The 12,510-nt window shown below is 54.7% G+C and carries 9 protein-coding genes; 4 read left to right on the top strand and 5 right to left on the bottom strand.

What is annotated here, in order from left to right; genetic code table 11:
* Positions 1 to 23: 23 nt before the first annotated feature.
* A complete protein-coding gene (locus tag PQR63_RS06605) occupies positions 24 to 737 on the bottom strand; it encodes a hypothetical protein (RefSeq protein ID WP_408166665.1) in 714 nt (237 codons plus the stop codon).
* 365 nt (positions 738 to 1,102) lie between these two features.
* Between PQR63_RS06605 and PQR63_RS06600 the strand changes: the two genes are divergently transcribed.
* Together PQR63_RS06600 and PQR63_RS06595 are read left to right on the top strand one after the other, a co-directional pair.
* Positions 1,103 to 1,816 (top strand): hypothetical protein, encoded by a 714-nt coding sequence (locus PQR63_RS06600; RefSeq protein ID WP_408166663.1) that lies wholly within the window; start codon positions 1,103 to 1,105, stop codon positions 1,814 to 1,816.
* Between the two features lie 202 nt (positions 1,817 to 2,018).
* Positions 2,019 to 2,303 carry a hypothetical protein gene (locus tag PQR63_RS06595; protein ID WP_408166661.1) on the top strand — a complete coding sequence of 95 codons (285 nt, stop codon included), beginning with the start codon at positions 2,019 to 2,021 and terminating at the stop codon, positions 2,301 to 2,303.
* 102 nt (positions 2,304 to 2,405) lie between these two features.
* On the opposite strand, the gene PQR63_RS06590 is transcribed toward PQR63_RS06595, so the two are convergent.
* Complete coding sequence (locus PQR63_RS06590) at positions 2,406 to 4,040, bottom strand: methyl-accepting chemotaxis protein (protein ID WP_408166659.1); 1,635 nt, start codon at positions 4,038 to 4,040, stop codon at positions 2,406 to 2,408.
* Between the two features lie 321 nt (positions 4,041 to 4,361).
* A complete protein-coding gene (locus PQR63_RS06585; protein WP_408166658.1) occupies positions 4,362 to 6,449 on the bottom strand; it encodes a putative bifunctional diguanylate cyclase/phosphodiesterase in 2,088 nt (695 codons plus the stop codon).
* Between the two features lie 330 nt (positions 6,450 to 6,779).
* Here PQR63_RS06585 and PQR63_RS06580 point away from each other — a divergent pair, with 330 nt between their 5' ends.
* The gene (locus PQR63_RS06580; RefSeq protein WP_408166656.1) at positions 6,780 to 8,000 is read left to right on the top strand and encodes a phospholipase A; all 1,221 of its coding nucleotides are present in this window, start codon (positions 6,780 to 6,782) and stop codon (positions 7,998 to 8,000) included.
* A 63-nt stretch (positions 8,001 to 8,063) separates the two neighbouring features.
* Here the strand turns inward: PQR63_RS06580 and gorA are convergent, their stop codons facing one another.
* Together gorA and PQR63_RS06570 are read right to left on the bottom strand one after the other, a co-directional pair.
* Positions 8,064 to 9,416 (bottom strand): glutathione-disulfide reductase, encoded by a 1,353-nt coding sequence (gorA, locus tag PQR63_RS06575; protein WP_408166654.1) that lies wholly within the window; start codon positions 9,414 to 9,416, stop codon positions 8,064 to 8,066.
* Positions 9,417 to 9,434: 18 nt separating this feature from the next.
* Positions 9,435 to 11,042, bottom strand: a complete 1,608-nt coding sequence (locus tag PQR63_RS06570; protein WP_408166652.1) for an ABC transporter permease — start codon at positions 11,040 to 11,042, stop codon at positions 9,435 to 9,437.
* Positions 11,043 to 11,328: 286 nt separating this feature from the next.
* On the opposite strand from PQR63_RS06570, the gene PQR63_RS06565 reads away from it, so the two are divergent.
* Positions 11,329 to 12,414, top strand: coding sequence for an ABC transporter ATP-binding protein (locus PQR63_RS06565; protein ID WP_408166650.1), 1,086 nt, complete (start codon positions 11,329 to 11,331; stop codon positions 12,412 to 12,414).
* The last annotated feature ends 96 nt before the right edge of the window (positions 12,415 to 12,510 follow it).

The raw sequence follows: 12,510 nt of genomic DNA, 5'->3' as shown, positions 1-12,510 counted from the left end.
TTATTGATTGTTGCAACCAATTTTTAATTATTGGCCCAACAAGGAAAAGCACGATCCAGCTCACCTAAATTGACGTCCTCGTATAGTTGCCCTGTTCCTCCGCAGAATCCAAAAAGATACGGCCGGAGCGATCTCATGGAAGGCAATTTCTCGTTAAGCATATGAAAACACAGAGATTCTATGGCTGTAACGCTGTCATCACACACGAGATATTTGGGTAAGACATTTTCCGTAAAAAATTCGGTCGTCGTGTAATAAAAACGGGTATCCGTCCATCGTGAAAAAAAACCGTCACGATCGACTGTTTTCCAAAACATGTTTTGAATCTGATGATGGTGAATCACTTCGCGTAGCTTCTTAAAATTTCGACAGTAAATTTTTCCCGTACATTTAAAAAAGCTTGCGGCGCCTTTTAGAAACTCAGAATTCTGCAACGCAAATTGCATCACCATACCTTCTGCATAGCCCTTTCCTTTTTGCTTAACGACTTCATCATCCTGAAAATAACAAATCTGCTCAACCTCGACATTCATTTTCTTGAGCATGGATACTTCATTTTGATCAAGCAGGACACGTCCCGTTGCATCGGCAATCACAATTTTTTCAATGCCTTGCGTTGCCCAAGAAAATACCGCTGCTTTTGCCGCAATACTTCTTGTCGCGACATCTACCGTCTGTAAATAAATCATGCCACGTGGCGGCGCCGTTGCCGTTGTAATCAGAACGATTGAATCCATTGACTGTCTCCATCTCCACATCATCAAGAGGTTACTTTTTCCGTCTTCCAAATTCGCGTAGCAATGACGACATTGCGACTGATTTAACAAAGCGGATAGTCATTAGTTGTACCAAAATTGAGCGCCCACGATAAGCGCCACGGTACAGCTCGAGAGAAAATCATGGCAAATATAGAAATATTTCTAATTACTTCAACAATCGAGCAACACCTCAAGTTTCACGCCATCAATTTTGTTAGCATAAATTGAAGCTCGTCAGACGCCTCACACTAACGCCTTTACCAGTCGCTTCGCAGATTGTTAGTTCGGCATATTCGAGTGCATTCAAGTCTCTCCTTCCCGTACTTCACACCTATGGAATAACGATGAGTTCGACAGTTTTGATCACCACAGCGAATGATCCGCCAAACGGAATGATGTTCTTGACCACGACGGATAGCGCCACAAGACGCATCACGGCGAAAGCAGCTGTCTTCTTTTGGGCAATTCAAGGCGTGGAGAAAATCGTCATCGCCGATGCAACCGGAACTACCCTTCTTGATGAGAATGAGATGTCGATGCTCAATCAAATGAATATCGAGGTCGAACAACTTCACTATTTTCAAGATGACGAAACGGTCAAGCAAAAAGGCAAGGGATATGCTGAAGGCATGCTTATGCAATTTGCTATGCAAAATTCCGAAATTTTAAAAAAAGAAACCGGCTTTTTTAAATGCACAGGTAAAATCTATTGCCGCAATTTTGCGCAGATTCTCCATACAATCCGGACCAACCACTTCAAAAATATATTCTGGACAAATATCGATGAGTCCGGAGCAACTCGAGGTTGGGCAGACACTCGTTTTTTTTATACTTCAATTGATTTTTTCAATGAATATTTGTTGCCCACTTACCTCAGCAGCGATGACAACGTAGCCGCAATCGAGTCGCTCTGCTTCCATTTGCTCAGCACAAGACTTCCGTCGATTAAAACTGTCCGGCCTCTTCTCGTTGGATTTTGCGGTGGAACCGGCGAGTTGTATATGGACAGCAGCTTCGGGGAACTCGATACGAATTTTCCTAGCTGGCTCTCTACTTAGCGTCATGCTGTCGTTTTGTTTTTTCGAATCTCCGGCAGCAATTTACACACCACGCAAATGGCTCCTTGCCATCGCTTTGTTGTATGCAATGCCTGCGCAGGCAGTCTATAGATGCGAGACTGCCGGCCAGGTGATCTATAGCGACGCTGCCTGCACCAATGGCAGGACGCTCGATATCAATACAAGTAAAGGCAATACAGGCATGGCGTCGCCACTCGCCTCCCAAACCAAGGCCGAATCACAGCAGCAGGGACGTGAACGCGCGAAGGCTGACAAACAGCAAATCAAGGCACAGCAAAAAGCCGAGCGCGAAGCCGCCCGCGCCAAATTGGTGGAAGACAAACAGAAACGGAAGTGCGCCCAACTGGCGCAACGCAAGAAGTGGGCGGATGAAGACGTACGCGCCGCCACGGTAAAAAATCTGGAAAAAGCACGCCGCAAAAGTTCGCGCGTTAATGACCAATATCGGGCCGAATGCGCCGCCTAAAAAAAGCGGCCGTCGTTGCGTAGTCGATTACTGCGACAACGACGGCCTGGCTCCCCTTCCCCCGAAGTTTCCCCGCTCTACTCTTCCCTGCTCTTTCCCCGATTACTCCAGACGCGGCGCAGGATTGATATCAATCGTGGTGCGACGCGAATTCGATGCCGCCGGCGCGCCAAGGCTGCCGGTGCTGCTGATGTTGAACACACTGACAAGCTGAGCCAGCTTGCCGGCCTGTTCCTGCATGGATTGTGCTGCAGCGGCGGCTTGTTCAACCAGCGCCGCATTTTGCTGAGTGCTCTCGTCCATCAGAGTAATGGCGCGATTGACCTCTTCGATGCCGGTGCTTTGTTCCTGGCTGGCCGAACTGATCTCGCCGACGATATCGGTCACACGCTTGACGCTGGCAACAACTTCTTCCATGGTCGATCCGGCTTGCTCAACCAGCTTGCTGCCGGTGCCGACTTTTTCCACAGAATCATCGATGAGTGATTTGATTTCTTTCGCTGCTGCCGCAGAACGTTGCGCCAGACTGCGAACTTCGCTTGCCACGACCGCGAATCCTCGGCCTTGTTCACCGGCACGAGCGGCTTCCACCGCGGCGTTCAAGGCCAGAATATTGGTCTGGAAAGCAATGCCGTCAATCACGCTGATAATGTCCACGATCTTCTTCGACGACTCGTTGATCGAGCTCATGGTCGCGATCACCTTGCCGACGACGCTACCGCCTTGCACTGCGACTTCCGATGCCGATACGGCCAGTTGATTGGCCTGGCGTGCGTTGTCGGCGTTTTGTTTCACGGTCGAGGTCAACTCTTCCATTGCCGACGCAGTTTCTTCCAACGAACCAGCCTGTTGCTCGGTACGGGATGACAGATCTAGGTTACCGCTGGCAATCTGGCCAGAAGCTGTTGCGATCGTATCTGTACCGGTGCGAACATTGCCGACGATGTTACGCAAGCTGACGTTCATGTCCTTGAGCGCCTGCAACAACTGGCCGGCTTCATCCTTGGTGCTGACGGTGATTTCAACCGACAAATCGCCCTCGGCAACGCGGCGCGAAATACCTACAGCGGTGTTGAGCGGGCGCGTGATGCCGGTAGTCAGATACCAAGCGCAGATGATGCCCATCGCCAAGACCAGCACTTCCAGCACGATCAACAGGTTGGCGCTTTGCGAAGCGATCTCAGCAACATGCTGATTGAGTTGATCAATGGTCTTACGTTGCAGTGCAAGCAAGTTTTCCACTTCCGTCGAATATTGCTTGGCTGCCGGCAGATAGTCTTTTTCCAGTGCCGCGGCAATCATTGCAGGATCCGGATTTGGTTCGGCCTTAGCCTTGTAGATCACGTCACGCTTGGCAAGATATATTTTGCGCAGTGCCATGATTTTGTCGTAAAGCTGCTTTTCTTCATCGCTGACAAGCAACTCAAAAATCTTTTTTTGCAGTTCTCCGGAGATGCGAGTGGCTTCATCTGTTTCCGGTTTGAAGAAAGCGCCCAACGATGGATCAGAACTCTTGGCAACCGCGGTCGCGCGGCGTATCCCCGAATAGGTGTGCCGATACCAGTCGCCGATCATGCGTTCCTTGGCCAGCGGGACGTCCATCATGGCCTGCGTTGCGGTGGCCACGCTTTGCAACTTCCATACGCCGATACCGGCAATGACGATGGACAAGCCCAAAATCGCTGCAAAGCCCAACCCCAGACGCTTGCCGATCTTCATATTTCCGATGATGTTCATTTCCCCTCCTGACACTTCATTAAAGACAGGCAATCTTGATTTTTATCAATAGTTTTACTAACACCTACTGCTCATAATGATCCCAACAAACGGGATTGAATTCGGGGAACAGCGATTGAGTGCCACGTCTGTTCGTGGCTTGCAGGGCTTGCATTAACAACCAGCAACACCTGCCCGGCGTGGCCGCATTGCAACATCCGGAAGGCTATCCCGGCACCGGCAAGTGATGAAGTGGAAGATGAAGATGAAGATGAAGAGAGATCGGGTCTTGAATACTTCAAGAACAATCAGAGAACTGCCGAAGAGCGCGGCAAGACAAAATCAGAGCGGTTGCACGACACTGTTTTGCAGATTGGAGGTCGCTTCCAGGAATTTCTCCGGCGTCATCGGACGCCCCATCAGATAGCCTTGCAAGGCATCGCAGCCAACTGATGTCAGGAAATCCTGTTGTTTTGTGGTTTCGACACCTTCTGCGACGATGCGCAGGTTCAATGTCCGGCCCAGCGCCACAATAGCGGAAATGATCGCTGCATCGTCGTTGCCGTCCGCGAGGTCACGTATGAAGCCGCGATCGATCTTCAGTTCATTGGCAGGCAAACGCTTCAGGTACAGCAAGCTCGAATAGCCGGTACCGAAATCGTCGATAGAGATATCGACGCCCAGATCGGAAATCTTCTGCAAGGTTTTCAGACTGTTTTCCGCGTCGTGCATGGCGGTCGATTCGGTGACCTCCAGCGTCAGGCAACGTGCCGGCAAGCCATGACGCGACAAGGTGTCTTTGACCAGGTCAATCAGATCAGCATGCGCAAACTGCAAGGCAGATAAATTGACAGCGATGGTCCAGTCCTCGTGCCCCATGTCGAACCATACCTTCATCTGGCGGCAAGCCTCGTTCAAGACCCACTCGCCTATCGGCACGATCAGGCCAGAGCGTTCCGCCAGGCCGATGAACTCATCCGGCCCGACCAGTCCATGCGTCGGATGCTGCCAGCGCAACAGCGCCTCGGCGCCCAGTACCTGCCCGCTCGGCGAATTGAATTTGGGCTGGTAATGCAGCAAAAATTCCTTGCGTTCCAGCGCCATGCGCAGATCTTGCAACCATTGCAGCTGGTTGTGCGCGTTCACATTCATCGACGCTTCAAAGAAGTGATAGCCGTTCCGTCCGGCGCGCTTGGTGTGATACATCGCGGCGTCGGCGTTGACGACCAGATCATGGCGGTTATTGCCATCTTCCGGATAGATGGCGATACCGATACTGGCCGAAACGCGCAAGTCGTGTTTCTGGACGTGAAAGCTTTCGTTGACGATATTCACCAGCTTGTCTGCAATCGTCATCGCGTCGTTGGGCTCTTTCAGCTCCACCAGCATGACGAATTCGTCGCCGCCCAGACGCGCGACGGTATCCTGCGCGCGCATGACGGAACAGATGCGCTTGGCAACTTCCACCAGCAGCAAGTCGCCGACATGGTGACCGAGCGAATCGTTGATTGCCTTGAAGCCATCAAGGTCGCAAAACATCAAGGCAAAATGCCCCTGTTCGCGCGATGCCTTGTTAATGGCCTGATTCAAGCGGTCTTCCAGCAAGGTGCGATTCGGCAGCTTGGTCAAATTGTCGTGCAACACCAGTTGCGTGAGTTCTTCGTTGGCTTCAGCCAATGAGCGCGCCAGCTTCGCCGTGCGCGACTCCAGCCGTGCATCGAGCAGCGACGTCAGCAAGGCAATCGTCAATACCGCCAACGTCACCACAATGATCAAAATCGCCAACCAGCCCGGGCTGACGCCGTCCCTGACCGCGAGACAAATACTGTCGTCAGGGAAATTGGCAGCCGCCATGCCGGAATAGTGCATGCCGACGATGGCGATACCCATTACCACTGCCGCACCGGCGCGAGCGAATTTGACGTGAGGTGTGTTCTTGCGCAGATGGAATGCGATCCACAACGCGGCGGCAGATGCTCCCACGGCGATCATGATCGAGGCAGCAAACCACCATGGATTGTAATGAATACCGGGATTCATCAACATCGCGGCCATGCCGGTGTAATGCATGGCCGCGATACCCAGGCCCATAGCCAGTGCACTCTTGAACAGACGGCGCAAGGGCAGTTCCGGCCGGCTCACAATCCAGAGTGCAAAACCGGAGACCGCAACCGCGATCAATAAAGAGAGGAAGGTAATCCACGGGTCGTACCCGAGATCGATAGGCAGGCGGAAAGCCAGCATGCCGACGAAATGCATCGACCAGATCCCGATACCCATCGCCACCGCACCGCCGATCAGCCAGGAGCGACCGGCATAATCGCGCGTCGAGTTGATCCGCTCGGTCATGTCCAGGGCTGTATAAGAGGCCAGAACTGCGACCAGCAGGGACACGGCGACGAGCAAACTATCGTAAGAAGCGGATAACATGATGAAATGGGAAACTGACTAAAAAAACAACTTTTTGCGTGACTATTTGGATAGCTTATCCAGATTATCCCGCAGAACGATCGTTCTAATTTGAAGAAACCCTCAAAACGGCGACCTTTACATACTTCGACGTATGAATCGTCGGATTCGAGCAACTTTCCTTATCGAAATTACTCCATATGGCTGATGTTCGCTTCTCAAACCATATTAAATCGACAAAAAAGACCAACAATGAAAAAGACGCTTCCCGCCCCCACCTTGCCCGTATGGAAACAAATTTTCCCAATTACCTTGCATACATTGCAACGAGCACTGTTTGCCGCAAGCGCAATGACACTGACACATAGTGCAGTTGCCGGTATCTCCGTCTTGCAGCCCCCCAAGGTCATTGACGGCAACAAACCATTTGTCTTGACTCTCATGGTGAGCGAAGACGACCAGGCATCGCAGGCTTACGCTTTGCCCGATGATCTGGTGATTGCAGCATCAGCCGACATGACACCACCGGTACAGGTGCATCTGAAGCGCAATGGCGACGGCCCCGGCCAATTCACCCTGCAACGCGGCGAATTCCGCAAAGTCACCTACAGCGCGGAATTGCCTAAATACCTGCGCGGTGTCGTGCGTATCGAAACCGTCGGCGTCGATGCTTCGCCGGTGCTGGTTGCCATCGTCCGCGCCAAGCCCGGCAGCGAACAGGTTGCCGATGCGAGTGTCGCGGCGACCGCTACCAGCGTCGAGGGCGGCGCAGCGAAACCATCGGCCTCCGTCATCACCCCGGGCACCAGCAGCAGCCCGATCGGCATTGCGCCGGCAGCCGAAGACCTGATCAATATTCCTCGCCTGTCGTTCAACGAACCCATGTACCTCGCAGCGGGCAACAGCGGCGGCAATCGCAACGCCAAGTTCCAGCTGAGTTTCAAATTTCGCCTCTTCCAGCCTGACGACATGCGCTCGCGGGGGCTGATCGACAATCTGTATTTCGGCTATACCCAGTTCTCGCTATGGGATTTGCAAAGCCCGTCATCGCCATTCCGCGACACCAACTACCGGCCAAGCCTCTATTACTACCTTCCGGATCTGGGCATCCACAACAGCGTGCTGAGCCGCATGTCAATCGCCACCGGTCTGGAACATGAGTCAAACGGCCGCGATGGTCCGCAATCGCGCGGCCTGAATATCTTCTTCGTACAACCGACGCTGACTTTCGGCAATCTCAACGACTACCAATTCCGCATTTCGCCGAAGATCTACACCTATATCGGCCCGCTGTCGGACAACCCCGATATCGGCCAATATCGCGGCCATACGGATTTGAAACTGGCAGTCGGCAAACCGGATGGCGTGGAGTTCTCGACCACGCTGCGCAAGGGTACGCGCAGCAACACAGGCAGCGCGGATTCGACGTTGTCGTATCCGCTGTCCAGACTGATTCCCGGTACTGCCGGTTATCTGATGGCGAGTTATTTCTACGGTTACGGCGAGAGCTTGCTGACGTATAACCAGAAGTCGACGCCACAGTTCAGGATCGGTTACAGCCTTTCCCGCTAAGCGCTGGAAGCCAGACGCTTGCAGAGACCATCCAGGTCTCTGCGGCGGCGACCTTCAGAAGACTTATGCCACCGGCGTACGCATCGTCACAAATTCTTCTGCAGACGTCGGATGAATCCCGATCGTTGCGTCGAACTGGGCCTTGGTAGCGCCGCATTGCAACGCCACGGCAAAGCCCTGCACGATCTCACCGGCATCCGCACCGACCATGTGTACACCGAGCACGCGGTCACTTTTCGCATCCACCACCAGCTTCATGAAGGTACGTTCGCTGTTACCGCTGAGCGTATGCTTGAGCGCCTTGAATTCCGATTTGAAGATACGTAGTTCACCGACCTGCTTGCGCGCATCCTCTTCACTCAGGCCGACTGTGCCGACGTTGGGATGGCTGAACACTGCAGTAGGAATATTCGCGTAAGACATTTCCTTGCCGCCCTTGTTGAACAAGCGCGCAGCAACAACCATCCCTTCTGCGAGTGCGACCGGCGTCAACGCAACGCGGTCGATCACGTCGCCAATGGCGTGGATAGAGGGAACGCTGGAGATGAAATTATCATCGACCTTGACCGCGCCTTTGTCGGTCAGCACAACACCCGCTTTTTCCAGGCCGATGCCGGCCGTATTCGCGTGACGCCCGGTGGCGAACAACACGCAGTCGGCTTCGAGCGTGGCGCCGTCGCTCAGCGTGACCTGCCTGGCGTCACCCGCAGCCTTGAGCGATTCGATATTGTTTTCAAACAGAATCTTCATGCCCTTCTTGCGCATCTCTTCGGCCAGGAAAACGCCCAGCTCGCTGTCCATGCCGCGCAGCAGATGTTTGCCGCGATAGACCAACGTGACGTCGCTGCCCAGACCGTTGAGAATGGATGCCAACTCCACGGCAATATAGCCGCCACCCAGCACCACGGCACGCTTGGGTAACGCGGTCAGGTGGAAGAAATCGTCGGACACAATGCCGAGTTCCTTGCCTGGAATATCCGGCACGGTCGGATGGCCGCCGGTGGCGACCAGAATGTGTGCCGCGGTGTAGCGTTTGCCGTTGACGACGACGGTGTGAGCGTCTTCGACGGTGGCATAGCCTTCGACGATGTCGACCTTGGCGCCATCAAGAATCTTGCGATAAATGCCATTGAGGCGAGCGATTTCCTTGTCTTTGCTGGCGATCAGCGCCTGCCAGTCAAAGCGGCTCTCGCCCACTGTCCAGCCGAAGCCGACTGCGTCGGCAAAATCTTCATGAAAATGCGCGCTGTACGACATCAGTTTTTTGGGGATGCAGCCGACGTTGACGCAAGTGCCGCCAAGATCCTTGCTCTCGGCAATCGCCACGCGCGCACCGTATTGCGACGCAAACCGGCTGGCGCGCACGCCACCGGAACCACCGCCGATGGTGAACAGATCGTAATCATATTGGCTCATGTTTTCCTCTATCTTCTGCTATCTTTTATTTAATGCCCGCGTGACCAGCAGCACCGGGATCAGGCCAACCACAACAATGCTCAATGCCGGCAATGCCGCTTCGCCCAGACGCTCGTCGCGCGCCAGGTTATGCGCGATGACCGCCAGCGTATCGGTATTGAAAGGACGCAGCAGCAGCGTTGCCGGCAACTCTTTCACCACATCGACAAACACCATCAGTCCAGCCGTCGCCAGCGAACGCCACAGCAAAGGCATATGCAGCTTTTGCACAATGCGGCTACGCGATGTGCCCATGGTGCGCGCCGCTTCGTCGAAACTCATCGGGATACGTGTATAGCCGGCTTCCACCGACTGCACCGCAACGGCCGTAAAGCGTACCAGATACGCGTAAATCACGCCGAGCGAGGTTGCCGTTAGCCAGACGCCCGCCATGCTGCCCGGAAACACCGCCTGCAGCCACGCAATCGGCAACAGAATACCAATGGCGATCACCGAACCGGGAATCGCGTAGCCCATGGAGGCAATACGTGCGACCACGCGCAAGAATCCGTATTTGAAACGAGGCAAATCGCTGGCGCGCTGAGCGAAGCACAAGGCCAGCGCCAGCACGATTGCAATCGCCGCCGCCATACCGCCAAAGCGGAAGCTGTTCCAGGTCCAGCCCGCATAGCGAACCAGATTGGTCGCCAGCGACATCTCGCTCTCGCGCCACATCAGTTGCAGCAAGATCAGCACGGGCAAGACGAAGCCCAGCACGATCGGCGTCGCGCACACCAGCCACGCGGCTACCGCTTTGACACCATGCAATTGCGGCAGGCGCGACTCTGCACCATCGTCACGACGATTTCCCCGTACCGAAGAGAACCGCATACGCTGTTGCTCGCGACGTTCCAGCCAAAGCAGCACGGCGACGAACAGCAACAGCAAGGACGCATACTGCGCCGCGGCGATGCGGTCATCCATCACCATCCATGCTTTGTAAATACCGGTGGTGAACGTGGTCAGGCCGAAATAGGCGCTGACACCGTAATCCGCAAGCGTCTCCATCAATGCCAGCGCAGCGCCTGCCATCAGAGCCGGACGCGCCAACGGCAACGCCACTCTGTAGATGCGCTCATGCAGCGGCGTGCCTAGCAAGCGCGCGGCTTCCATCAGATGCACGCCTCGCTCACTCAAGGCATTGCGCGCCAGCAGATAAGCGTAGGGATACAACGTAAAGACGAACAGAAAAATCGCGCCCGACAAACTACGCACATCGATGCGGAATCCGGGAAACATATCGCGCAGGCTACTTTGCACCAAGCCGGCATATTGCAAGAAATCGGTATACGCATATGCAGAAACATACGCCGGCATCGCCATCGGCAACAGCAAAGCCCACGAAAGAAAGCGCTTGCCGCGAAACTCGAACAAGCTGATCGCAACCGCCGTCACGGCGCCAACCAGAATGACACCTGCGGTTACAAACAACGCCAACCAGCCTGAGGTCACCAGATATCCCGGCAAGACGGTCTGTGCCTGCTGCCGGATGGCGTCGATACCGGCAGCATCAAGATGCAGCCATGCCCCCGCGATGCCGAGGATGGGCAAGGAAATCAATAAGGCAACCAGTCCGATGAAATACATAAATGCGTCGATGAAAGATAAGTAAAAAACAAAGGATTCTGACGTTCAGTTGCATCTGCGTCTGTCCTTGAGCGTCGTCCCAGCGACCGCTGGGATCCAGTGTCGTGATGACCGCCGGGACGACACTGGATCCTGACTTTCGTCAGGACGACGGCAAAATGAACTTTGCATGCCTGATGGAAAAATATCCGAGCAAAAGGTCCATGAATATCCGTAAGCGAGAATGACGATGCGCTACACTTGCAGACGCTCAGCAACCCGCGAATTGTAACGACAAAGGCCCACGATGTTCCTGCAAATTGACCACGTCAGCATCAGTTATCCACGTGCCTCCGCGCCCGCGGTGCAATCGGTTTCCCTGACATTGCAGGCCGGACAGCTGGGCGTGCTGATCGGCCCTTCCGGCAGCGGCAAGACGACACTACTGCGCGCCATCGCCGGACTTGAACACCCGCAATCCGGACGCATTCTGCTCGACGGGCAAGTACTGGACGGCCCCGGCATTCGCCTCGCCGCCGAAGAACGCCGCATCGGCATGGTATTCCAGGACTTTGCACTGTTCCCGCATCTCAGCATCGACGCCAATATCGGTTTCGGCTTGCGTCAGGAGCATGGCAGCAAACAACAACGCCGCCAGCGCGTGCAAGAGATGCTGGCGCTGGTCGGTCTGGCCGGCCTGGAAGACAAATTCCCGCATCAGTTATCCGGCGGGCAGCAACAGCGAGTCGCCCTTGCCCGTGCATTGGCGCCGCAACCGCGCCTGTTGCTGCTGGACGAACCCTTCTCCAGCCTCGACGTCGAGTTACGCGAACGTCTGGCCGAAGAAGTGCGCCGCATCCTCAAGCAAGCCGGCATCACCGCGTTGATGGTGACCCACGATCAGATGGAGGCGTTCGCCGTCGGCGATGTCGTCGGCGTCATGCAGCAGAGCCGACTGGAGCAATGGGATGAGCCTTACGCGCTCTACCATCGCCCCGCCACACGCTTTGTCGCCGACTTCATCGGCCATGGCATCTTCGTACCTGGTGCATTAGTCAGTGATTCCGGCGTCACGGCGATGGACACACCGCTGGGCAAATTACACGACGTGGCCCACATGCTTGACACCTTGCAATCCGAAACCGCACACGGTTTGCCATTCGATGTCTTGCTGCGTTCCGATGACATCGTGCATGACGACTTGTCGCCGTTCAAGGCGCGCATCGTGCGCAAGTCATTCCGCGGCGCCGACTTCCTCTACACGCTGCAACTCGACGACGGCATTGAGCTGCTGTCGCTGGTTCCCTCGCATCACGACCACGCCATCGGCGAAGCGATCGGCATCCGGCTCGACGTCAATCACGTCGTCGCATTTCCGCGCGCCACCACATGACCCAACCTGATTCGTTTTGTCCGTAAAAAAGCACCGGAGGGCTTAACCTTCCGGTGCTTTTCAATTTCAGCGCAACGACATTAAACCGTATTGCGA

This window comes from Herbaspirillum rhizosphaerae, assembly GCF_046025915.1.
In the GTDB taxonomy this organism is placed as follows: domain Bacteria; phylum Pseudomonadota; class Gammaproteobacteria; order Burkholderiales; family Burkholderiaceae_D; genus Herbaspirillum; species Herbaspirillum rhizosphaerae_A.
This window is presented reverse-complemented; position numbering and strand designations above follow the sequence as displayed.

Excerpts from the sequence above, each read along its gene's own strand:
- PQR63_RS06580 (WP_408166656.1), top strand. The coding sequence starts at position 6,780 with ATGACACTGACACATAGTGCAGTTGCCGGTATCTCCGTCTTGCAGCCC.
- PQR63_RS06565 (WP_408166650.1), top strand. The coding sequence starts at position 11,329 with ATGTTCCTGCAAATTGACCACGTCAGCATCAGTTATCCACGTGCCTCC.
- PQR63_RS06590 (WP_408166659.1), bottom strand. The coding sequence starts at position 4,040 with ATGAACATCATCGGAAATATGAAGATCGGCAAGCGTCTGGGGTTGGGC.
- PQR63_RS06605 (WP_408166665.1), bottom strand. The coding sequence starts at position 737 with ATGGATTCAATCGTTCTGATTACAACGGCAACGGCGCCGCCACGTGGC.
- PQR63_RS06595 (WP_408166661.1), top strand. The coding sequence starts at position 2,019 with ATGGCGTCGCCACTCGCCTCCCAAACCAAGGCCGAATCACAGCAGCAG.
- gorA (WP_408166654.1), bottom strand. The coding sequence starts at position 9,416 with ATGAGCCAATATGATTACGATCTGTTCACCATCGGCGGTGGTTCCGGT.
- PQR63_RS06600 (WP_408166663.1), top strand. The coding sequence starts at position 1,103 with ATGAGTTCGACAGTTTTGATCACCACAGCGAATGATCCGCCAAACGGA.
- PQR63_RS06585 (WP_408166658.1), bottom strand. The coding sequence starts at position 6,449 with ATGTTATCCGCTTCTTACGATAGTTTGCTCGTCGCCGTGTCCCTGCTG.
- PQR63_RS06570 (WP_408166652.1), bottom strand. The coding sequence starts at position 11,042 with ATGTATTTCATCGGACTGGTTGCCTTATTGATTTCCTTGCCCATCCTC.